This is a genomic window from Janthinobacterium sp. NKUCC06_STL (assembly GCF_019345455.1).
Lineage (GTDB): Bacteria > Pseudomonadota > Gammaproteobacteria > Burkholderiales > Burkholderiaceae_D > Janthinobacterium > Janthinobacterium rivuli.
In genome coordinates, this window is sequence record NZ_JAHKQY010000009.1 from 137,766 (window position 1) to 159,802 (window position 22,037).

Sequence of the window (22,037 nt, forward strand, 5' to 3'; positions counted from 1 at the left end):
CTACTACATTAGTCAAGCTATTCTCCTACATTTTTGCGAGAATAGCTGTTTGGCGGGTGTACAATCGCCGGCACTTTTGAAGCTTCCTGATTATAGTTATAGCGCAAACTGTTCCTGCAGCCTGGGTGCATGATCCAGGTACACGACACCAGAGCCCTGCCCGCGTGGACACACCGCCCGCAGTGAGCCGCAGCCACTTCTCAACGATGCTGCCTGTTTTGCCGGAACGACCAGAATTTCTTTTATTGGTATTGGAGGTAATATGAATCAGCCCGTCATGGGTGGCGTCGCCGCACTCAACGTCCCAGCTTATATTAAACAACAGAAACTGATCAACTGGGTGGCCGACATTGCCGCGCTGACCAAGCCAGAGCGTATTTACTGGTGCGATGGTTCGCAAGAAGAGTACGAGCGCCTGTGCGCTGAAATGGTTGCCAGCGGCACCATGAAAAAACTGAATGCCGAAAAGCGCCCGAATTCTTACCTGGCCTGCTCCGATCCGAGCGACGTGGCCCGCGTCGAAGACCGCACGTATATCTGCTCGGCAACGAAAGAAGCGGCGGGCCCGACGAATAACTGGACCGAACCTGGCGAGATGCGCCACACCTTGAACGGCCTGTTCGACGGCTGCATGCGTGGCCGCACCATGTACGTCGTGCCATTCTCGATGGGCCCGCTGGGCTCGCCGATCGCGCACATCGGCGTGGAACTGTCCGATTCGCCGTATGTTGCCGTCAACATGAAGATCATGACCCGCATGGGCCGTGCCGTGTACGACGTGCTGGGCACGGATGGCGAGTTCGTGCCGTGCGTGCACAGCGTGGGCGCACCGCTGGCTGCTGGCCAGGCCGACGTGAAATGGCCGTGCAACAGCACCAAGTACATCGTGCATTTCCCGGAAACGCGTGAAATCTGGTCCTTCGGCTCCGGCTATGGCGGCAACGCCTTGCTGGGCAAGAAATGTTTCGCCCTGCGCATCGCCTCGAACATGGGCTACCAGGAAGCGCAAGCATCGGACAGCAATCCGGGCTGGCTGGCCGAACACATGCTGATCCTCGGCGTGGAATCGCCGGAAGGCAAGAAGCATTACGTGGCGGCGGCGTTCCCGTCGGCTTGCGGCAAGACCAACTTCGCCATGCTGATCCCGCCGGCAAGTTTTAACGGCTGGAAAGTGACCACCATCGGCGACGATATCGCCTGGATCAAGCCGGGCGCCGATGGCCGTTTGTACGCCATCAACCCGGAAGCCGGTTATTTTGGCGTGGCGCCGGGCACCAACGAAAAAACCAATTACAACTGCATGGCCTCCATGCGCGACAACACGATCTTCACCAACGTGGCGCTGACGGACGATGGCGATGTCTGGTGGGAAGGTTTGACGAAAGAAGCGCCTAGCCATTTGATCGACTGGCAAGGCAAGGACTGGACGCCAGCGTCCGGCACCAAGGCCGCGCACCCGAACGCGCGCTTCACGGTGGCGGCAACGCAAAACCCGGTGATCGACGCAGCCTGGGACGATCCGGCCGGCGTGCCGATCTCGGCCTTCATCTTCGGCGGCCGCCGCTCGACCACCGTACCGCTGGTGACCGAAGCGCGCAACTGGGTCGAAGGCGTCTACATGGCCGCCACCATGGGCTCGGAAACGACGGCCGCGGCCGTGGGCCAGATGGGCGTCGTGCGCCGCGATCCATTTGCCATGTTGCCGTTTATCGGCTATAACATGAGCGATTACTTCCAGCACTGGCTGGACATGGGCGTCAAGGTGGGCAAGGTCAACCCGGCCGCTCTGCCAAAGATTTACTGCGTCAACTGGTTCCGTACGGACGAGGCTGGCAAGTTCGTCTGGCCTGGCTTCGGCGACAATATGCGCGTGCTCAAATGGATGCTCGAGCGTATCGAAGGCAAGGCGGGCGGCGTGGAAAACCTGTTCGGCACGACGCCGCAGTATGGCGATCTGAACTGGGATGGCTTGCCATTCACGCAGCAACAGTTCGACACCATCACCTCGATCGACAAGGCCGCGTGGGTGGAAGAGTTGAAATTGCATACGGAGTTGTTTGAAAAACTCGCGTATCATCTGCCGCAGGAATTGGCAGATCACAAGGCTGCGCTGGAAAAGCGGCTGAGTGCATAACTAAGTTAGCGTAAAGCGGCGCCTGACCAGCGCAGTAGCTTGTCAGGTGTTGAGAGTTGTAGTGGGGGAGAAACACGCCGGCAAAGACTGGCGTGCGATAAATGACACGCCGGCAATGACTGGGGTGCTATCAAAAAGAGAAACGGCGCGGATTGCATGAGCAATCCGCGCCGTTTTTTATTGTGCTGCCACCATTATTGCTTGAGCAGCGGCCCCAGGTACTTGCCCGTCACGCTGGCCGGGTTCAGCGCCACGTCTTCGGGCGTACCGGTGGCGATGATCTGCCCGCCGCCGGCGCCCCCTTCAGGACCCAGGTCGACGATCCAGTCGGCCGTCTTGATGACGTCGAGGTTGTGCTCGATGATGACGAGGGTATTGCCCTGGTCGCGCAGGCGGTGGATGACTTTTAACAGCAAATCGATGTCGTGGAAGTGCAAGCCCGTCGTCGGTTCATCGAGGATGTACAAGGTGCGGCCCGTGTCGCGCTTGGATAGTTCCAGCGACAGTTTCACGCGCTGCGCCTCGCCGCCCGAGAGGGTGGTGGCGCTCTGGCCCAGCTTGATGTAGCCGAGGCCCACATCGAGCAGGGTTTGCAGCTTGCGCGCGATCAGGGGGACCGGCTTGAAGAATTCATGCGCCTCTTCCACCGTCATGCCCAGCACTTCCGTGATGTTCTTGCCCTTGTATTGCACTTCCAGGGTTTCGCGGTTGTAGCGCTTGCCATGACAGACGTCGCACGGCACGTAGACGTCGGGCAAGAAGTGCATCTCGACTTTGATCACGCCATCGCCCTGGCACGCTTCGCAGCGTCCGCCCTTCACGTTGAACGAGAAGCGGCCCGCGCTGTAACCGCGTTCCTTGGCCGTCGGCACGGTGGAGAACAAATCGCGGATCGGCGTAAACAAGCCCGTATAGGTGGCCGGGTTCGAGCGCGGCGTGCGGCCGATTGGCGCCTGGTCGACGGAGATGACCTTGTCAAAATGCTCCAGGCCGCTGATCGAGTCGTGCGCCGCCGGTTCCGTCTGCGAACCATACAAATGGCGCGACAGGGCCGGATATAACGTATCGTTGACGAGCGACGATTTGCCCGAGCCGGACACGCCCGTCACACACGTCATCAAGCCCACCGGCAAGCTCAGCGACACCTTTTTCAGGTTGTTGCCCGTCGCGCCAGTAATGACCAGTTGCTTTTCCGGATTGCTGGCGTGGCGCTTGGCCGGCACGGCGATTTTCAGCTTGCCGTTCAGATACTGTGCCGTCAGCGATTTCTTGTTCTTCAAGATTTCGGGTAGCGTGCCTTCGGCGATGATTTCGCCGCCGTGCACGCCCGCGCCGATGCCCATGTCGACGATGTAGTCGGCCGTGCGGATGGCGTCTTCGTCATGCTCGACCACCAGCACGCTGTTGCCGATGTCGCGCAAGTGTTTCAAAGTTTCGATCAGGCGGTCATTATCGCGCTGGTGCAAGCCGATCGACGGTTCATCGAGCACATACATGACGCCCGTCAAACCGGAGCCGATCTGCGATGCCAGGCGGATGCGCTGTGCTTCGCCACCGGAAAGCGTGTCGGCGCTGCGGTCCAGCGACAGGTAGTCGAGGCCCACATTGTTGAGGAATTTCAGGCGCGAAATGATTTCCTTGACGACCCGGTCCGCGATCTCTTTCTTGGCGCCCGTCAGTTTCAGCTTTTCAAAGAATTCCAGCGTCTCGCGCAGCGGTTTTGCCGCTACTTCATAGATCGCCCGTTGTTGCTTGCCCGTACCGACCTTGACGAAGCGCGCTTCCACGCGCAGGCGCGCGCCGTCGCATGAGGGACAGCATTTTTCATTGATGAACTTGGCCAGCTCTTCCTTGACGGCCATCGAGTCCGTCTCGCGGTAGCGGCGCTGCAGATTGTTGACCACGCCTTCGAACGTGTGCTCCTTGATGACGGTGCGGCCCCGTTCGTTCACATAGCTGAACGGAATCACTTGCTTGCCGGAACCGTACAGCACGGCTTGCTGAGAATTGAGGTCCAGCTGCTCGAACGGCATGTCCAGGTCGAACTCGTAAAAGGCGGCCAGGTTCGACAGCATCTGGAAGTAAAACTGGTTGCGGCGATCCCAGCCCTTGACGGCGCCGGAAGCGAGCGACAGGTTCGGGAACGCGACGATGCGTTTCGGGTCAAAGAATTCAATGTGTCCCAGGCCGTCGCATTCGGGGCAGGCGCCCATGGGGTTGTTGAACGAGAACAGACGCGGTTCCAGTTCCTGGAGGGAATAGCCACACACATTGCAGGCGAACTTATTCGAGTACACGTGTTCCTGGGCCGTATCCATCTCGTAGGCAATGGCGCGGCCGTCTGCCAGGCGCAGGGCTGTCTCGAAACTTTCCGCCAGGCGCTGCTTGATCTCCTGGTTCACCTTGACCCGGTCGATGACGACGTCGATCGTGTGTTTTTCCGTCTTCTTTAATTTCGGGAGATCATCGACTTCATAGATCTTGGCCGCATGCGTGCCGCTCTGCACGCGAAAGCGTACGAAGCCCTGCGCCTGCATCTGCTCGAACAGATCGACGTGTTCGCCCTTGCGGTTGGCGACGACGGGCGCCAGGATCATCAGCTTGGTGTCTTCCGGCATGGCCAGCACGGCGTCGACCATTTGCGACACGGACTGGGCCGCCAGCGCGTTTTCCGGATGGTCGGGGCAGTACGGCGTGCCCACGCGTGCATACAGCAGGCGCAGATAATCGTGGATTTCCGTCACGGTGCCGACCGTGGAGCGCGGATTGTGCGACGTTGCCTTCTGTTCGATGGAGATGGCAGGAGATAAGCCTTCGATCAGGTCGACGTCGGGCTTTTCCATCAATTGCAGGAACTGGCGCGCATACGCCGACAGCGATTCGACGTAGCGGCGCTGGCCTTCCGCGTACAGGGTGTCGAAGGCCAGCGAGGACTTGCCGGAGCCGGACAAGCCGGTAATCACGATCAGCTTATTGCGCGGCAAATCGAGATTGATATTCTTGAGGTTATGCGTGCGAGCGCCGCGAATGCGGATCTGTTCCATGTGATTGCCTTGCTTTCAGTGAGTGGTGCGGCCGCGCATTGTGCCTGGGTGCGGATGAGGAGCCACAACGGGTCAACCTGTAACTATAGCCGGGTTTTGCTCTGCATGCCTGAGGCAGTCACGGGCGGATTGCGCCGCCAGGCGAACGTGCCCCGACAAAGTTTGATACAGATGCGTGCAGGCGTTTAAACACTGTATATAATACCAGTATTCAAGTTTCTTGTTTTCACCTGCCGTGAAAAAAACGTGCTGCCGCACGGGAGAGGGCGTCCGCCAGAAAGCGGGTGCTTTGCGCCGCGTGGTCGCTTATAATCCTCGTTTAGTACACTAAACTAACGCGCGGGACACCGGCTCCCGCTGCAGTTCATCAGGAGTTATTCATGGCATCAGTCAACAAAGTCATCATCGTCGGCAATCTGGGCCGTGACCCGGAAATCCGCTACATGCCTAGCGGCGACGCGATCGCCAACATCGCCGTGGCCACTTCGTACAAATCGAAGGACCGCAACACGGGCGAACAAAAAGAATTGACAGAGTGGCACCGTATCTCGTTCTTCGGCCGTCTGGCGGAAATCGTCGGCCAATACCTGAAAAAAGGTTCGTCCGTCTACGTCGAAGGCCGTCTGCAAACCCGTAAATACACGGACAAGGACGGCGTCGAGAAGTACGCAACCGACATTATCGCGGAACAGATGCAAATGCTGGGCGGCCGTTCCGGCATGGGCGGCGACGCCGGCGGTGGCGATGACAGCTACGGCGGTGGCGGCGGCTACGAAGCCCCGGCCCCGCGCCAGGCGCCAGCCCCGCGTCCAGCCCCGGGGGCCGCGGCGCCGCCCCCCCCCCCCCCCCCCCCCCCCCCCCCCCCCCCCCCCACGCCCGGCACCGAAGCCAGCACCGAACTTCTCGGACATGGACGACGATATCCCGTTCTAATCGGAATACATCATTTCATCAGCAATGCCCTGCACATCCTTGATGTGCAGGGCATTTTTCTTTTGCGGCGCCTGTGACGGGCTGCCACGCCAAGAGGCCGGCATGTCCTGCGTGTAAGCTGCAGCGCAATATTTTCCAGGGGTAACAAAAAGCCGTGACTTGCCGCTTTACTGTCCAGTCGTGACAAAACGAGAGAATGTCGTAGATGAAAGCTTATAAAATAATCTACGCCACCGTTTGCCGGTGGCCGGAAGCGTGCTTTTTTTGCGGTTCCGAGCGCAGGTCCATCACTCAAGGAGAAACTTATGATTAGTAACACCCAAGTGGTTCATGGTACCGGGTCTTTCAACACCTCTGGCTATTCCCTGAAACGCGCCAGCCGCGACATCTCTGCTGCCAGCAATGTCGCCGTGGCCGCACTGGATATTGCCGCGCTGGAAAACAGCCGCATGCACGGCGCCGCGCCGAAATGCTCGCGCAATAACCTCGAGTGCATCGTCGGCCCGAGCACCGTGCTGTCGTCGATGTAATCACTGACTGTGCCCAAGGTGGTGCTAGCCCCTAGCCCACCTTGGGCTTTCTCCGAGGGAGGCTCAATGAATCGAGAATTAATTGTAGTAACGACCCATGGAACATCCAGTTTTGACATCGGCGAGGATGAGCGCGTGCTCGATGCCCTGGCGCGCAATCATGTGCCCTGGACGGCGGTGGCCACCTACCTGCGCGATCCCTCCGGCGCCTATAGCCTTTTTCCTTGCTTGAGTGAAACTGGCAGCGCGATCCCGCCGGACCGGCAAGTCTATGCATTTTTTCAAAGAAATATTGATCCTTTCCTGCATACCAACAACACCTTGCAGGTGTCGCCGCCGGCCAACAATGAAGAAGCCGTGGCTGAATATATCTACGCCAACGGCGCGGCAAAGGGCGGCCCGAATATCCTGAAACGCCTCTCGTCGAACGAGTGCAAGCTGGCCGTGCGCGATGCCGTGGCACAAACGCTGCGCGACACCCTGTCGCCTGGCGACAAGCTGGTGGTCGGCGTGAGCGGCGGCGGCGACAGCAATGCCTTGCTGTATGCCTTGTCGCAATTTGACGAATTTCCAATTGACATCCACCCGGTCATCATCGAAGGGCCGGGCGAGTGGAATTCCGGCGTGCCGCGCGCGCGCGAGCTGGCGCAGGCCTACAATCTGCCGCTGACCGTGGTATCGGAAGAAGAATCGAAAGCGATACTCGGCGCCAGTGCTGGCGGCCTGGGCATCACCGACCGTTTTGCCCGGGAATTTCCCGACGATGACTTCGAATTCCTCGGCACCCTGATCATCCGACGCGTACTGACGAGCGTGGCCAAATCGCTGGACGCGAAATTTATCGCCACCGGCCTCAACTTCGAAGACTTGCTGGGCGAGATGTTCGCCATCATGGCCACCGAACGGCGTTTATTGCCGCTGCCGGCCCGTCCGATCGGCGATGTCACACTCGTCTATCCGCTGTGGATGACGCCCAAGAAAATTATCGACGGCTGCTTCCCCAAGTATTCGTTTTCGAATTACGCAGACCGTTATCCGGGCTATGCGGAGGGACGCAACGCGTACTATTCGATGGCGTACTGGATGGCGTCGGCGTTTCCTGGCCTGCCCGAAAAAATGTTGCGCTGGGCGGCAAAGGAAGGCTCCGCCGGGGAGACGGTGTTCCCTGTGGATGAGGTGCTGGGCTATGAGACGCTCGAGCCCGTGAACTGGGCGCTGAGGGAACGCTTCCTCAGGATGTTGCGCACCACCGCCTAGGCTGCCGGACAACCGCTGGCGCGCCTTGCCCAGGGCAAGCTTCGCATCGCCGCGCGCCACGGTTGTTCGGCCGTTATTGATACTCGATTATCTACCGTTGGGAATGCTATGTCCGTCATCACAGAACACACGGCACACCTGGCCGCCGCCGCACACGCCCTCACGGCCATCCGGAACGCCTCGGCGCACGCGCTGATCACGGAGCGCGAGGTGGCTGGCAAGATCGCGTGGTCCATGACCTTGCATGCGGCGCAGCAGGCGCTGTCGACGGTACAGGATTGCTGCCAGAGTTTTGCCCTGGGCGCGGCACCCGCCAATCCACATGGCGCGGACGAGGGCGTGCACATCGACGCGCATTTCGCCACCCTTCGGCACAGCATGCAGGCGCTCGCCTCGCTTGGCTTGTGGGCCAAGAGCGAACTGGCGGCACAGAAAGTCCTGTGGCTCCTGCCTGCCATGCACAGCGGCTGCCAACGCCTCGAAGGCCAGGTGTTGCCGGCGCAGTGGGATTGTCCGGAGTTGCCCGGGCGCCCCGAGCAACTGGAAATCGTCGACTACGTGCGCTATGAGCTGGACCGCGATTATCCGCGCAGAAAATTGCACCAGCAAATTTTTAATGTGGAAGTGTGCGCCGGCGAAGTGTGCGCCATGCTGGTGCTGCGATTCCCGGAGTTGCCGGGCGACGTGTCCGAATCGCTGACCTTGCAGTGCGTGGAAGAATTCCGGCACGCGCAGCTGCTGCTGGGCGCATTGGCGAACGAAGGGGGCGGCATCGGCGAAACGCCGGTGTCCCTGGGCATCTGGAAAAGCTGCCGCGCGGCGCAGAATGCGGCCGACTGCATCGGCCTCGAGCAAGTCATCGGCGAAGGCTTTTCGCTGGGCGCCGACCTGTACTACGCAGAGCTGTACCGTGCCATCGGCCGCGCCGATATTTCCCTGCTACATGAATGCATTTATATCGACGAGGTCAACCACGTGAAGAATGGCCTGGCCAGTTTTCACACGCTGCTGGGAGCGCAGGCCGTGCAGCGCCTGCGCACGCTGGAAGAGTCGTCCAAGGTGAGCGTGGTCGGCGGGCGGTTTTTCAATGCCGCCGCGCGCCAGTATGTCGGTTTCAGCGCCACGGAAATCGAACGCCAGCGTGACCGTTCGCAAGCGGTGGAGTTACCTGACCTGCAGGGGATGATGGAATGAATTTCGACGCAGCCCGCCAGTTGGTGGAGCAACACATCCTGCCCGCCTATCCGCATGCCGTAGCGGCGATCATCGGCGGCTCCATCGCGCGCGGCCAGGGAACGGCCACCTCGGATATCGATCTGCTCGTGTTGTTCGAAAACGTGCCGCATGCCTGGCGCGAGACGCTCAAGCTGGGCCAGCAGACGGTGGAATTGTATGGCCATGACCTGCGCTCCTTCGATTACTTTTGCCGCAAGATGGATCGTCCCGGCGGCCGCATACCGATGGCGATGATGGTGATCGAAGGCAGGAATCTCTTGCCGCAGACGACCACATCCGCCGCCTTGTACCGGCTGGCGCAAGCCATGTACGACGAAGGCCCGCCGGCGCTGACGGGCGATGCCCTGGCCAGCCGGCGCTATGAAATCACGACCTTGCTGGAAGATCTGGTCGACAGCACGGTTGCCGAGGAAACACTGGCGATCGCCACCAAGCTGTATGACGTGCTGGCCAATTTCGTGCTGCGGGCCGGGGGCGCGTGGAGCGGCGTCGGCAAGCATCTGGCGCGCCGGCTCAGGGCCTACAGCCCGGTGATCGCGGACGACCTGCATGCCGCCATGCGCGCGATCCTGCTCGACCCGCCAGCCGGCAAGCAGGCGTTTGGCGACCTGGTCGCGCGCGCCCTGCAGCCGTATGGCGGACCCTTGCTCGACGGGTTTGCCCTGCATGCGCCGGCGGAATGGAAGAGTGACACGCCAGCGCTTGCCGCCTGAGGCGGCTGGCACCGTGTTGATGCGCACGGTGCAGGGGCGGCCGGTACAGCTATTCGGTTTTCCGCTGGTCTTCATGACCGTCCTTATCGACGTCCTGTGCGCGGGACTGGTGGCCCCCGTCTTGCCGCGCCTGCTGCTGCAATTGAGGGACAGTCCCGCCCAGCCCGTGTTATGGCTCGGTTACCTGGGGATGCTGTTTTCGCTGTCGCAAATGTTTGCCTTGCCACTGCTGGGGGCGCTGTCGGACCGCTTTGGCCGGCGCCCGCTGCTGCTGCTGTCGAACCTTGGCGTGGCCGTGTATTTTTTCTGTCTGGCCGATACGGAAACGCTGGCCCAATTGGTGCTGGGGCGTATCTTGTGCGGCATCACCGCCTCCAGCTTTGGCATCGCCTATGCGTTTATTGCCGACTGTTCCGAGGGCGCCGCGCGCAACCGCGCGTTTGCCTCGATGGGCGCGGCCTACAGCATGGGACTGGTGGCCGGGCCGGCCCTGGGCGGTTGGCTGGGCAATATCGACGTGCGCCTGCCCTTCTATCTTGCCGGCTGGCTGTCGCTCGGCAATCTCGTGTACGGCGTGCTGGTCTTGCCTGAATCTTTGCCGCCGGACAAGCGCGTTCCCGTCAGCTGGCGCATGAGCAATCCATTCGGCGCCTTGTGCGAGCTGGCCAGGCGTCCCGAACTGCGTTTCCTGACCCTGGCGTATCTGCTGGTGGCCAGCGCGCACTGGTCGATTGCCGTGGCGTTCGTGTTTTACACGCAGCAGCGCTATGGCTGGGACTCCACCCAGGTCGGCTTGATGCTTGCCGTGCTGGCAGGCTGGGGCGGCGTAGCGCAGCTGAAATGCGCCCCCTTTCTGATGGCGCGATACGGCCCGCGGCGTACGGCCATGCTGGCCTATGCCGGCTGCTGTGCCGGCTTCTTGTGTCTTGCCCTGTCGCGCCAGTCGGCGGGGGCGTATCTGGCCATTTTTTTGCTCGGCGTGGGAGAAATGGCCAACCCGGCGCTGCAGGGTCTGCTGACCAGTGCCGTGTCGGCGCGGCAGCAGGGCTGGCTGCAGGGCGCCGTCAAGAGCGCCGGCAGCCTGGCGGGGCTGGCGACACCGGCCCTGTTCGCCATGCTGGTCGCCGTCGATCCTGCCAGCCACGACAGCGGTGCGGCATTTGTCCTGGCTGCCATCCTCTTGCTGGCCGCCTGCCTGGCGCTCGCCGCCAGCAAATACGCGGCGGGCAGCAAGCCGGCGTGACGTGGGTCAATGCGCCGCGGCTTCTTTGATGCTCATTTCCAGGCTGTAATTCGCCACCGCATTCCTGCGCGCCGCATTGCGCATCAAATACACCTGCACCGTGTACTCGCCATCGGCCGGCAGTGCCGCCTGGTAAGTGTTGCCGCTGGTCGAGCCGATGAACAGGGCTTCATCCTGGCCTGGCTGGCGGATGTTGAAGTAGTTCGATGGCTGATTGGTTTTCAGCTTGACGCTGAGAGTCTGTCCCGCCTTGCCTGACACCGTGTATTCGGCCGTGGCATAGCCCTTGATCTTGCCCTTGACCGTATGCGTGGCTTGGTTCGCCGTCAATGTCACGTTTTCCTTGTGGATGGGATCGGCGCTCCAGGCGGGCGTGGCAAAGACGAGTGCCGCCAGCAGCAGGCAGGCGTGGATGGGCAATGGACGATGTGGCATGCGGTTTTCCCCGTGAAGTGGACACCAGCGCGGTTGCTGGCGATGCTTGCCATCTTACGCCAGGCACAAAAACAGGCCGCGCACTGGTCGAAGGCGCGGCCGGTTTGTGTTGCATCCATTGCGTTGACGCAAGCCTAATTGAAACTGACTTCCTTGCGGTTATCGCGCGCCACCCGGTCGATCATCTTGTTGTACGGATCGACACCCATCTCAAACGGTTTTTCCTTCACCGTAATCGTCACCACGGGGTCGCTGCCCGACAGCACGCGCTTGTCCGTAAACAGGACCTTTTCATCCTTCTCCTTGCCGCCCGGCGCGCGCGCGAAGATGGCGATCTCTACCGGTTCGTCGTAGGCGCGCGGGCTTTCCTTGCCCTTGCCGTCCGACTCCAGCTTGGCCAGGTGCAGTTGCATGGTGACGTCCCACTGGCCATCGGGGCGCTGCACGGCTTTCGCTTGCGTCACGCGGTTATCGTAGAAGACGATTTTCTCGAACAGGTCGGTGATCAGGGCCTGCTTGTCCTGCGATGCTTCGGCGCGGATGTAGGCCAGCAATTCCGACGACGTGGTGAACGGCGCCTGCTGGTAACCCTTGTCCTGCAGATAGCGTTTCAGGGCACGGTTCAGCGCTTGCTCGCCGATTTCATCGCGCAGGCGGTAGAACACCAGGCTGCCCTTGTTGTAGTGGATGTATTGCTGTCCCTCCACGCGCGCCAGCGGCAATTCCTCGATGGCTTCGCCGCCGCGTCCGCTCAGGTAGCGGTCCAGTTCATAGCGCAGGAAGCGGCGCATCTTGTCGCGGCCGTATTCCTTTTCCATCACCATCAGGGCCGAGTATTGCGCCAGGGACTCCATCAGCATGGTGGCGCCCTGCACGTTGGCGCCGATCACCTGATGGCCCCACCACTGGTGCGCCATTTCATGCGCCGTGACGTAGAACACATAGTCGATGTCCTCCTTGTCGCGCAGGTCGGCAATGAAGCCGATGCCTTCCGAATACGGGATCGTATTGGCAAATGACTGCGCGAAGCTCTGGTAGCCCGGGAATTCCAGAATACGCACCTGCTTGTGCTGGTAGGGCGTGAACTCGGTGCTGAAATAGTCGAGCGACTTTTGCACGGACGTGATCATGCGGTCCGTGTTGTAGCCGTGTTTCTTGTCGAAATAGACCTCGATCGGCACGCCGTGCCAGTCGCCCTTCTTCACGTCCCAGCGCGCCGACAGGTAGGCGAAGAATGGCAGCATCGGCTGGTCCATCTTGTAGCGGTAATAGCGGCGGCCATCCTTTTCCCAGCTGCCTTGCAGGTAGCCGGGCGCCAGGGCGATCTGCTCGCCGCTGGTGGACACCGTCGTGTCGAAATGGATCCAGTCGGCATCGCCACCCAGCACCGTGTCGCCATACGCTGACTTGTCTTCCAGCTTGGCCATGCGCTGCGGCTCGCCCAGGCCCCGCTTGCGGCGCTCGTTGCGGTCCGTCAACTCCATTTCCTTGGCATAGCCGAAGTGCGGAAAATACGCCTGGTTGTTGAAGAAGCTGCCGTTCAGGTTGACCTGGTCCGGCGTGCCGCTGTTGGTAAAGCCTTCATGCGTGACGGCCACCGTGAAGTCGAGCGGCAGGGTGGCGCCCGGCGCCAGCGGCTGCGCCAGCTTGAGGATGCTGAAGCCGAGTTCCTTGTCGTTCAGCGTCACCTTGTGCTCAGGCAAGTTCAACCAGTGCGTTTCCAGGTCTGGGTTGCGCTGGATGCGCAAGGTATCGAGCGCTTGCTGCGTCTTGTTTTGCAGCACGTAGTGACCCTTGATCAACACTTTGCGCTGTTCCGGATAGATATCCACGTTGGCCTGGATGTCGGTGATCTTCGGCTGCGGCAAGTCCTTGTACTGCTTGTACAATTTCTCGTAGCGGGCCTGCTTGTCCATGCTGACGTCGGACGTTTCGTACTGGTTCAGCACATTCGTGTTGTAGAAGATCCAGCCGCCCGTGCCGGCCCAGCACAGCAGCACCACGGCCAGCGCGGCGCCGGCGCGGCCGTGCAGACGCTGGCGCGCCAGACGCACGCGCGCACGCCAGTCGGCGGACAGGCCGCGCACCCAGAAGGCCCGCGCCAGCATGACCAGCGCCACGGTAAACAGGCTCCAGTACAGCGCAAACCAGGCCCAGCCGGTCAGGAAGTGGCCATAGCCATTCATGTCCGAATACTTGATGGCCGGCGTGGCGGCGAAGTTGTACAGGTTGTGCTCGAAGTGCAGCATGCCCAGCACGGCTTGCGCCACCATCAGCAGGATCACCAGCAGGTAGCCGATGAACTTGTTATTCGACAGCACTTGCAGGGTGAGGGCGCACAAGCCCATCAGCACGAAGAAGAGGGCGCCCAGCAGGGTGCCTTTCAGGTACAGGCCCAGTTCCACGGGCGCGCCGCCCTTGACCAGCTGGAAACCGATGGCGGTGATGATGCCCGCCAGCAGATAGCCGGCGATGACGCCGATCAGCGCCGTGCACTTGGCCAGCAGGGGTACCCAGTTGGGCACGGGCATGGCGTCGCTGACGTCGGCGATCCTGACGTGACGTTCCTTGAAGATCAGTTCACCCGCGTAAAAGGTGACGATGATGATCAGCATGAAGCTGAAGCTGTTGCTGATATTTTGCAGCATCAAATGCGTCATCGGATACACGGCCGTGCCGTACATGTTCTTGCCGACATTCGCGCCGGCGATCAGGTTGATCACGGCGAACAGCAGCATGACGAGGAAGGGCACGCTCTTGAAGACGCCGGCCGCGTCGAAGCGCAGGATTTGCCACCACTGGCGCCAGGCTGTCGCCGCGGTGAAGCGGGGCAGCGTGCGCGGCAGGTGCAGCGGCGCCGAGATGGCGGGGGCGGCCGTCTGCACCTTGTGCTTGCCGAACAAACGTTTGCCCGTACCCGTGCGCTGCGGCTTGAACAGCGCCACCGTGGCGAGGAACAGCACGGCCGTGATGCCGATCCACAGCAGGCGGTTGGCCAGCAGGAAGCCGGACAGGGGCGGCAGGCTGGCATTCGATTCGGCGGACGTGAAGTAGCGCGTCATGCGGCCAAAGGCGCGCAAGCCGAACGGGTCGAGCAGGACGGCAATCCATTCATTGTTGATGTCGCGCGTAAAGACGCCGGCCATGGCCCACAGCACGAAAAAGCCCAGCACGCCCACGTAGACGAGCATCATCGAGCGCGTGGTGGCGGCCAGCAGCATCAGCAGGGCGCCGATGAAGAGCAGGTTCGGAATGACGATGACGGCAAAGCTCCACGCATACGTGTGCAGCGAAAACGCGCCCACGCGCTGTGCATCGACCCAGGGCATGAGGGGGCCGAGCATGGTGGCCAGGGCGATGGCGGCAAAGATCACCAGGCAGGCGACAAAGCCGGCGGCGAAACGGCCGAACAGGTAGTCCCACTTGCGCATGGGTGTGGCGAACAGCATGTCGGCCATGCCCACTTCGCTATCGCGCAGCACGGCGCCGGCGATGAAGACGGTGACGAGGAACATCGACAGCAGGCTGAAAATGCCCAGCATCTGCGCCACCACGGTGGGTGCATTGCGGTTGATGTTGCCGATGGCACCGCCGATCTGGATCGAATCGCTGCTGCTGGCGCCAAAGGCCAGCAAGGCCATGATGGCGGCAAATACCCACAGCAGCGGCTGTTTCAGCTGATAGCCGAGGTCAAACTTGAAAAATTCCTTCCACATGACGCGCTCCTCAGGCCAGAACGGCGACTGGGGCTGCGGCTGGCGCGGCGGCGCCATCGCGGGCAGCGTTGCGCACGTGCAGGAAGTACACGTCTTCCAGGTCCGGGGCGATCTGCGCGAAGCCGCTGTCGGGCTGGTTGTCGGCATACACATTGATTTGCGGCTTGCCGCCCACCAGGCGCGTCGACAGCACATTCAGGCTTTGCTGGTATTGCGCCAGCTCGTCCGTCGTGACGCTGCGGCGCCACACCTTGCCCAGCAGTGTATCGATGGCCGCCTGCGGCTCGCCCTGCACCAGTACTTGACCCTTGACGATCATGGCCATGCGCGGGCACAGGTCCGTCACGTCGTCGACGATGTGGGTCGACAGGATGACCACCACCTGCTCGCCGATCTTCGCCAGCAGATTCAGGAAACGGTTGCGCTCGTCCGGGTCCAGGCCCGCCGTCGGTTCATCGACGATTACCAGGCGCGGCGCGCCCAGCAGCGCCTGGGCGATGCCGAAGCGCTGGCGCATGCCGCCCGAATACGTGCCCAGGTTGCGCTTGCGCGCTTCCCACAGATTGGTTTGCTGTAACAACGCTTCCACGGCTTCCTTGCGCGGACCCTTCTCCGTCAAGCCTTTGAGCACGGCAAAGTGGTTGAGCAGGGTTTCCGCGCTGACCTTCGGATACACGCCGAAATCCTGCGGCAGATAGCCGAGCTGGCGGCGCAGGCCGGCCTTGTCCGTGAGTACATCGACGCCATCGAAATGGATGCTGCCGCTATCGGGATCTTGCAATGTCGCAATGGTACGCATTAGCGAGGACTTGCCTGCGCCATTCGGCCCCAGCAGGCCGAACATCCCGTTGGGAATCTCCAGGCTGACATTGTTGATGGCCTTGACGCCATTGGCATACGTTTTGTTCAGCTGTTTGATCGATAGCATGTGCAGCACTCTCCAGAGCTTGGGTATGAAAGCCGGCAGATGCATGTCTGCCGGTCTGTGGAAGGGGATCGCCCTTGTTTTGCAGCCGCGATGGCGGATGTTACTTAAAAACAATAATATATAGCCAATTGGGAGAAAATTAATTTTTTTGCGACCAAGTGAGGAAAGGCAGGCATGAAATGCCGGAGGGCGGGGATGAGTGACGCAGTGCTACCCTCGCCCGCTTCAGTGACGCCATGGTGCGGAAAGGATGGGGATATGCCTGCAATGCCAGTAAACATGACTTTGCGCGCCATTGCATCGGGCGAAGAGGCGGCATTGGCGCAGCTGTTTCAACTGTACTGTTATGACAATTCCGCCTGGAGCGGAGAAAGCGTGCTGGCCGATGGCCGCTACGACGTCTGCGATGCGGGGCTGGCGTCGTATCTGCATGCCACCGGCCACACGGCCAGCTGGATCGAGGTCGATGGCGAGTTGGCCGGTTTTTTCCTGACGGAGCCTGGCATGGCGGGTGGGTTGCCGGTGCAGGAATTCAGCGACTTTTTCATCCTGAAGAAATACCGGCGCAGGGGAGTGGCGCTGGAAGTGCTGCGGCGTGTGCTGCTCGGTAGCGCGCAGACGTGGCTGGTGGCGACGTTTCGCGACGATGCCGCTGCCTGCGCGTTCTGGCGGCACGCGTTTGCGCGCCTGCCGTTTGCCAGTGTCGAGGCGTACGACGATCCGGCCTTGCCGCAGTTCCAGCTGACCTTGCTGAAACCGGCGGCCTGAGCGCTTTTAGAAGCGCACTTTCACATACGCTGACGGTCCCGTCAGGCGCACGTTCAAGTCCGCATCGCGTTCGCTGTCGCGGTGCAGCTTGATTTTCGAGATGCCGTAATCGGCCACGAAACCGATATTTTTGAACGGAAACCATTCCACGCCGATATTGCCGCCGTAGATGTGGCCGTTGATGCGCCCGCCATTTTTCTTGATGCCCGATGCTTCCGCATACATGCGCAAGTCCGGTGTAAACGCATGGCGCCAGCCCACTTCCAGCAGCGGCGCGAACGCGTGCTCGCCGATGGAATCGCGCGCCGTGGCCGTCTCGCCATTGACGATGCCGGTAGCCGTGCCGTTCAGGTTTGCATTGTAATAGGCCGCGCCCAGGCCGATGCCGAAAGTGTCGTTGCCGCTGCCCAGCCACCATCGGTACGACATCTTGGCCAGGTCCAGTTTCAGATCGGCATCTGCGCTGGCCGTGCCCGTCACGGGCTGGCCATTGATGGTGGTCTGGCCGCTGAGCGTGGGGGTATAGGATTTGTCATAGCGGTAGTAGTCGAATGCCAGGCCGTGGCGGTCGCCGATCAGCAATTCGGCCTTGATGCGCGGAATGGTCGTATGTTTGGGATTCGATTCGGGCGCATCGATGCGGCCAAACTGCGTGTCGGCGCCGATATTGATGCGCGGATCGGCGGAAAACGCCCCCACCGACAGACTGACACGGTCCAGTGCCGGCGATGGCTCGGCCCGCGCCGTGGCGGCCGCCGTGGCAATACCCAGCACACCCAGCATCATGGCGCCGCGCAAGGCGAGGTGGTGCGGGCGTGGTGGGGACAGGCGGGTGGACACGGACATGGCAGACATGGGCAACTCCTTAAAATAAAGTGAAAACTGTCGCGACGCTTGGGCGACCAACGCTGGGCAACAGTGCGATGAGGAAATGGTAGCAACTGTTACATTTCAATCACGTAGCCGCACGGCGCAAATTACCGTCGGATTTGTCCTACCGCGTGTAACGGCTGGTACATGCCGACATTGCCTGCGATGGGGAACGCGGGCAAAATGGTGCGCAAGAGGAGGAGACACCGCATGAGAATCGCCGCCATATCCGATATCCACGGCAACCTGGACGCGCTGGACGCCGTGCTGGCCGACATCGCCCGGCGTGGCGTGGACGTGACCGTCAATCTCGGCGATATCGTCTCGGGCCATCTGCAGCCGCGCGCCACGGCGGCGCGCCTGATGGCGCTCGGCCTGCCCACCATCCGCGGCAACCACGAGCGCCAGCTGCTGGGCGACCCGGCCCGCATGGGCGTCTCGGACGCCTATGCGCGCGCGCAACTGTTGCCGGAGCAACTAGCCTGGATCGCGGCGCTGCCCGCCACCTTGCGCCTGCGGCATGACGTGCTGCTCGTGCATGGCACGCCCAGCAGCGACCTCGTGTATTTTCTCGACAGCGTCACGCCGCAAGGCAGCCGCGCCGCCACGCCGCAAGAGGTGGCCGAACGGGCCGGTTCGGCCGACGCGGCCTTGATCCTGTGCGGCCACACGCACATGCCGCGCCAGGTGCGTCTGGCCGATGGGCGGCTGATCGTCAATCCGGGCAGCGTGGGCTTGCAGGCCTACGACGACGACCATGGTTACCCGCACGTGATGGAAAACGGCACGCCGCATGCGCGCTATGCCATCGCCGAACAGGGAAGCGATGGCGCCTGGACGGCGCAGCTGCACGCCGTGGAATATGACTGGGAAAAGGCGGCCCGGCTGGCGCTGGCGAACGGGCGGCCCGACTGGGTCACGCCCTTGCGCACGGGCCGGGTTGGTTGATCAGCGGAACTCTTCGGCCACCAGGTTGTACTTCTGCATCTTGTGATACAAGGTCTGTTTCGGCAAACCGAGCACCGCGCTCACTTCGCTGACGTTGCCGGCATATGCGCGCAGTTCCTGCTCGATCAGCGCGCGTTCGAAGCCGTTGACCTGCTCCGCCAGCGACAGGGGGCTGGCCAGTCCGGCCGCCAGCAAGCTCGAGGCGCCGCCGGCGATGCCCAGCACGAAGCGGTCGGCGATGTTGCGCAATTCGCGCACATTGCCGGGCCAGGAATGGGCCATCAGGTTGCGCATCTGCGCGCTGGAGACCACGGGCGCGGCACGGTTGTAGCGGGCGGCGGCGGCCAGCACGAAGTGTTCGAACAGGATGGGAATATCCTCGCGCCGTTCGCGCAGCGGCGGCAGATGCAGCACGATCAGGTTCAGGCGGTAGTACAGGTCGCTGCGGAATTTCTGTTGCTGCGACAAGTCTTCCAGGTCCAGCTTGGCCGCCGCGATGACGCGTACATCGACGGGCGTGGGCACGTTCGAGCCCAGGCGTTCGATATAGCGTTCCTGCAGCACGCGCAGCAATTTGACTTGCAGGGACAGGGGCAGCGATTCGATTTCGTCGAGGAAAAACGTGCCTTGATCCGCGTGCTCGATCTTGCCCACCTGCCGCTTGGCAGCGCCCGTAAACGCGCCCGGTTCGTGGCCGAAGACTTCGCTTTCGAATATGCTTTCGGGAATCGCGCCGCAGTTGACGGCGACGAAGTTGTGCTTGCGGCGGTGGCTGAAGTCGTGTAGGCAGCGCGCCACCATTTCCTTGCCCGTACCCGTGTCGCCGTAGATCAGCACATCGGCCGGTTCGTCGGCAACGTCGAGTATTAGGCGCCGTATGTCGCGCATCGCCACGGAATTGCCCAGCAGGCGCGATTCGATGCCGCCGCCGTCTTCGAGCTGGCGGCGCAGGCTGTGCACTTCCAGGGTCAGGCGCCGCGTTTCCAGCGCGCGCAGGATGACGTCGACCAGTTGTTCGGAAGAATACGGCTTTTCGATGAAATCATAGGCGCCCGTGCGCATGGCGTGCACGGCCATCGTGATGTCGCCGTGGCCCGTGACGAGGATCACGGGCAGGTTGGCATCGAGCGTCTTGACCGCTTGCAGCAATTCCAGGCCGCTCATGCCGGGCAGACGCACGTCGCTGACGACGATGCCGGGAAAATCGGGCGTCAGCAGTTTATAGGCCAGCTCGGCCGAGTGAAACGCCAGCACGTCCAGGCCGGCCAGCTGCAGTGCCTGCTCGCTGCCTTCACGTACGGTGGGGTCGTCCTCGACCAGCAAGACCTTCAAGCCGTCAAACATGTTTTTCCTCCTGCATTGCAATCTGTAGTTCGATGGTGAAGATGGCGCCGCCGCCAGGGGCATTTTCGGCGCGCAGCACGCCGCCGAACTGGCGCGTGATTTGTTCGGAAATGGCCAGTCCCAGGCCCAGGCCCAGACCCTGCGGCTTGGTCGTGAAGAACGGTTCGAACAGGTGTTCATACACCTCCGTCGACAGGCCCGGTCCCGTGTCGGCCACGTGGATCAGCACGTGCTCGGGCGTGCATTCGACGGCCACGCGCAGGCTGCGCACGTCGCTGCCATTCATGGCGTCGAGCGCATTCGCGTACAGGTTCACCAGCACTTGCTCGAGGCGGTTGCTTTCGCACATGGCGAAGATGTCTTCGGGCGGCAGTTGCAGGGTAAAACGCACATTTTCCACCTGCAGCCGGCGTTCGACGAGGAACAGGGCATTGCTGATCGCCGTGGGGATCGAGACGGAGGTCAGGCTGGTCGTCGATTTGCGCGCAAAAATTTTCAATTGACCCGTAATAGTCCCCATCCTGGCCGCAATTTGCGAGATCTTCGCCAGGTTGCGCCGCGCGTCGTCGAGCCGTCCCCGTTCCAGCAGGATGACGGCATTGTCGGACATGGTGCGCAGCGCCGTCAGCGGCTGGTTCAGCTCATGCGTGATGCTGGCCGACATTTGTCCCAGCACGGCCATCTTGCCGGCTTGAAACAGTTCATTTTGCGTGATGTGGAGTTTCTGCTCGGCCTTGCTGCGCACCTCGATTTCCTGGCTCAGGCTTTGCGTCATGGCATTGAGTTCCGAGGTGCGTTCCTCGACCATGGCTTCCAGGTTGTCGTAGGCGTGTTGCAAGTCTTCGCGGGCGCGCAATTTTTGCGCCACGGCCGCGCGGCGCTGGCGCAGGTAAAAGAACAGCAGCATGAAAAAGCCCAGCAGCACGCAAGAGAAGGCGGCTGCCGCGCGCGCGCTGGCCTTCGCCTGGGCCAGGTCGGACAAATAAATAAAAGTCCAGCCTTGCGGCGACTTCAGCTTGATCTGCGTCATGACGCTGGAACTGATCTTCGGTGGCGTGTCGGCATGTTCCTGCTCGCGCACGCTGATCACGCGGGCGCCATTGCCCAGCTGGCGGTCGGAAACGAAGGGGATGGCGGCCAGCTGCTTCGAATAGTACTGGCGCGTGCGGTTGAGTTCTTCGACGATCGCCGGCGACAGCGGCGCCAGGGTTTTGTATTTCCAGTCCGCCATGGAACTGAGAAAAATCACGCCGTGCTCGTCGGCCAGCATGACTTTGTCGGCGCCCTGCACCCAGCGTTTTTCCAGGGTTTCCAGGTTCACCTTCACCGTTGCCAGGCCCAGCATGTGGCCATTCTGGTAGATGCCGTGGGCAAAGAAGTAACCGGGTTCCAGCCGCGTCGTGCCCACGCCATAGAAGCGGCCCGGCGTGCCGCGCAGCGCGTCCTGGGCGTAGGGGCGGAACGAGATATTGTCGCCAATAAAGCTGTCGGGCTGCTGCCAGTTGCTGGCGGCCCGCGTGTTGCCGTCGAGGTTGCTGATGAAAATGGTCGAGGATTTCGCCTGGGCATTCATCTGCTCAAGGTAATGGTTGACCGTATCGACCAGCACCGGGTCTTCCGGGTGCTGCAGCAAACGGATCACGTCGCGGTTCAGCTCCAGGGTCTTGGGCAGGAAGTCGTATTTTTCCAGCGCATTTTCCAGGCTGCTGACATACACCTCGAGGCGTTGCGCGCCGCTGGCCTGCAGCTTGCCGATGGCGATGCGTTCGGTCCAGAAATACACGAGCCAGACGGTGGCCAGGCAGGCGGCCAGCACCACGCCCCAGGCCAGCGTTTCGCGGCCAGACCGTTGCGACAGGCGCTGGCGCCAGGAAAGGGAGGGTTTACTACTGCTATTCATAAAATCAGCTGCCAACTTGCAAGAACCCACAGTATCGC

At 61.6% G+C, this 22,037-nt stretch carries 16 protein-coding genes; 9 read left to right on the forward strand and 7 right to left on the reverse strand.

Translation table 11 applies throughout. The annotated features are described in order from the left end of the window. Positions 1–262: 262 nt before the first annotated feature. The gene (locus tag KO539_RS23630; RefSeq protein ID WP_219312087.1) at positions 263–2,134 is read left to right on the forward strand and encodes a phosphoenolpyruvate carboxykinase (GTP); all 1,872 of its coding nucleotides are present in this window, start codon (positions 263–265) and stop codon (positions 2,132–2,134) included. 194 nt (positions 2,135–2,328) lie between these two features. Here the strand turns inward: KO539_RS23630 and uvrA are convergent, their stop codons facing one another. Continuing rightward, positions 2,329–5,178, reverse strand: coding sequence for an excinuclease ABC subunit UvrA (uvrA, locus tag KO539_RS23635; RefSeq protein WP_219312089.1), 2,850 nt, complete (start codon positions 5,176–5,178; stop codon positions 2,329–2,331). Positions 5,179–5,558: 380 nt separating this feature from the next. Here uvrA and ssb point away from each other — a divergent pair, with 380 nt between their 5' ends. The 6 genes from ssb (at position 5,559) to KO539_RS23665 (ending at position 11,090) form a co-directional block, all read left to right on the forward strand. Further along, complete coding sequence (gene ssb / locus KO539_RS23640) at positions 5,559–6,188, forward strand: single-stranded DNA-binding protein (RefSeq protein WP_374106481.1); 630 nt, start codon at positions 5,559–5,561, stop codon at positions 6,186–6,188. A gap of 228 nt (positions 6,189–6,416) precedes the next feature. Further along, on the forward strand, positions 6,417–6,641 hold the full coding sequence (locus KO539_RS23645; protein ID WP_219312091.1) for a hypothetical protein: 225 nt from the start codon (positions 6,417–6,419) through the stop codon (positions 6,639–6,641). 135 nt (positions 6,642–6,776) lie between these two features. Continuing rightward, complete coding sequence (locus KO539_RS23650) at positions 6,777–7,898, forward strand: hypothetical protein (protein WP_035823004.1); 1,122 nt, start codon at positions 6,777–6,779, stop codon at positions 7,896–7,898. 108 nt (positions 7,899–8,006) lie between these two features. Beyond that, on the forward strand, positions 8,007–9,092 hold the full coding sequence (locus tag KO539_RS23655) for a DUF455 family protein (RefSeq protein WP_219312093.1): 1,086 nt from the start codon (positions 8,007–8,009) through the stop codon (positions 9,090–9,092). Further along, the gene (locus KO539_RS23660) at positions 9,089–9,847 is read left to right on the forward strand and encodes a nucleotidyltransferase family protein (RefSeq protein ID WP_219312095.1); all 759 of its coding nucleotides are present in this window, start codon (positions 9,089–9,091) and stop codon (positions 9,845–9,847) included. Before KO539_RS23655 ends, KO539_RS23660 begins: the two co-directional genes overlap by 4 nt. Beyond that, complete coding sequence (locus tag KO539_RS23665; RefSeq protein ID WP_219312097.1) at positions 9,822–11,090, forward strand: MFS transporter; 1,269 nt, start codon at positions 9,822–9,824, stop codon at positions 11,088–11,090. The genes KO539_RS23660 and KO539_RS23665 overlap by 26 nt, the downstream gene beginning before the upstream one ends. Positions 11,091–11,096: 6 nt before the next feature. Here the strand turns inward: KO539_RS23665 and KO539_RS23670 are convergent, their stop codons facing one another. From KO539_RS23670 to KO539_RS23680, 3 genes are all read right to left on the reverse strand, one after another. Next, the gene (locus KO539_RS23670) at positions 11,097–11,525 is read right to left on the reverse strand and encodes a hypothetical protein (protein WP_219312099.1); all 429 of its coding nucleotides are present in this window, start codon (positions 11,523–11,525) and stop codon (positions 11,097–11,099) included. Positions 11,526–11,659: 134 nt separating this feature from the next. Then, entirely contained in the window at positions 11,660–15,241 is a 3,582-nt protein-coding gene (locus KO539_RS23675; protein WP_219312101.1) for a M1 family aminopeptidase, read from the reverse strand. Between the two features lie 10 nt (positions 15,242–15,251). After that, positions 15,252–16,169: an ABC transporter ATP-binding protein gene (locus KO539_RS23680; protein WP_219312103.1), complete on the reverse strand. Its 918-nt coding sequence runs from the start codon at positions 16,167–16,169 to the stop codon at positions 15,252–15,254. 258 nt (positions 16,170–16,427) lie between these two features. Here KO539_RS23680 and KO539_RS23685 point away from each other — a divergent pair, with 258 nt between their 5' ends. Next, the gene (locus KO539_RS23685) at positions 16,428–16,937 is read left to right on the forward strand and encodes a GNAT family N-acetyltransferase (protein ID WP_219312105.1); all 510 of its coding nucleotides are present in this window, start codon (positions 16,428–16,430) and stop codon (positions 16,935–16,937) included. A gap of 6 nt (positions 16,938–16,943) precedes the next feature. On the opposite strand, the gene KO539_RS23690 is transcribed toward KO539_RS23685, so the two are convergent. Further along, a complete protein-coding gene (locus tag KO539_RS23690) occupies positions 16,944–17,792 on the reverse strand; it encodes a MipA/OmpV family protein (protein ID WP_051959192.1) in 849 nt (282 codons plus the stop codon). A 225-nt stretch (positions 17,793–18,017) separates the two neighbouring features. Here KO539_RS23690 and KO539_RS23695 point away from each other — a divergent pair, with 225 nt between their 5' ends. Next, a complete protein-coding gene (locus tag KO539_RS23695; protein ID WP_219312107.1) occupies positions 18,018–18,755 on the forward strand; it encodes a metallophosphoesterase in 738 nt (245 codons plus the stop codon). On the opposite strand, the gene KO539_RS23700 is transcribed toward KO539_RS23695, so the two are convergent. After that, complete coding sequence (locus KO539_RS23700) at positions 18,756–20,099, reverse strand: sigma-54 dependent transcriptional regulator (protein ID WP_219312109.1); 1,344 nt, start codon at positions 20,097–20,099, stop codon at positions 18,756–18,758. Further along, the gene (locus tag KO539_RS23705; RefSeq protein ID WP_219312110.1) at positions 20,092–21,999 is read right to left on the reverse strand and encodes an ATP-binding protein; all 1,908 of its coding nucleotides are present in this window, start codon (positions 21,997–21,999) and stop codon (positions 20,092–20,094) included. The genes KO539_RS23700 and KO539_RS23705 overlap by 8 nt, the downstream gene beginning before the upstream one ends. Positions 22,000–22,037: the final 38 nt, after the last annotated feature.

What these genes read in the sequence shown, in the direction of transcription:
- KO539_RS23630 (WP_219312087.1), top strand. Translation starts at nt 263, where the DNA reads ATGAATCAGCCCGTCATGGGTGGCGTCGCCGCACTCAACGTCCCAGCT.
- uvrA (WP_219312089.1), bottom strand. Translation starts at nt 5,178, where the DNA reads ATGGAACAGATCCGCATTCGCGGCGCTCGCACGCATAACCTCAAGAAT.
- ssb (WP_374106481.1), top strand. Translation starts at nt 5,559, where the DNA reads ATGGCATCAGTCAACAAAGTCATCATCGTCGGCAATCTGGGCCGTGAC.
- KO539_RS23645 (WP_219312091.1), top strand. Translation starts at nt 6,417, where the DNA reads ATGATTAGTAACACCCAAGTGGTTCATGGTACCGGGTCTTTCAACACC.
- KO539_RS23655 (WP_219312093.1), top strand. Translation starts at nt 8,007, where the DNA reads ATGTCCGTCATCACAGAACACACGGCACACCTGGCCGCCGCCGCACAC.
- KO539_RS23660 (WP_219312095.1), top strand. Translation starts at nt 9,089, where the DNA reads ATGAATTTCGACGCAGCCCGCCAGTTGGTGGAGCAACACATCCTGCCC.
- KO539_RS23670 (WP_219312099.1), bottom strand. Translation starts at nt 11,525, where the DNA reads ATGCCACATCGTCCATTGCCCATCCACGCCTGCCTGCTGCTGGCGGCA.
- KO539_RS23675 (WP_219312101.1), bottom strand. Translation starts at nt 15,241, where the DNA reads ATGTGGAAGGAATTTTTCAAGTTTGACCTCGGCTATCAGCTGAAACAG.
- KO539_RS23680 (WP_219312103.1), bottom strand. Translation starts at nt 16,169, where the DNA reads ATGCTATCGATCAAACAGCTGAACAAAACGTATGCCAATGGCGTCAAG.
- KO539_RS23685 (WP_219312105.1), top strand. Translation starts at nt 16,428, where the DNA reads ATGCCTGCAATGCCAGTAAACATGACTTTGCGCGCCATTGCATCGGGC.
- KO539_RS23690 (WP_051959192.1), bottom strand. Translation starts at nt 17,792, where the DNA reads ATGTCTGCCATGTCCGTGTCCACCCGCCTGTCCCCACCACGCCCGCAC.
- KO539_RS23695 (WP_219312107.1), top strand. Translation starts at nt 18,018, where the DNA reads ATGAGAATCGCCGCCATATCCGATATCCACGGCAACCTGGACGCGCTG.
- KO539_RS23700 (WP_219312109.1), bottom strand. Translation starts at nt 20,099, where the DNA reads ATGTTTGACGGCTTGAAGGTCTTGCTGGTCGAGGACGACCCCACCGTA.
- KO539_RS23705 (WP_219312110.1), bottom strand. Translation starts at nt 21,999, where the DNA reads ATGAATAGCAGTAGTAAACCCTCCCTTTCCTGGCGCCAGCGCCTGTCG.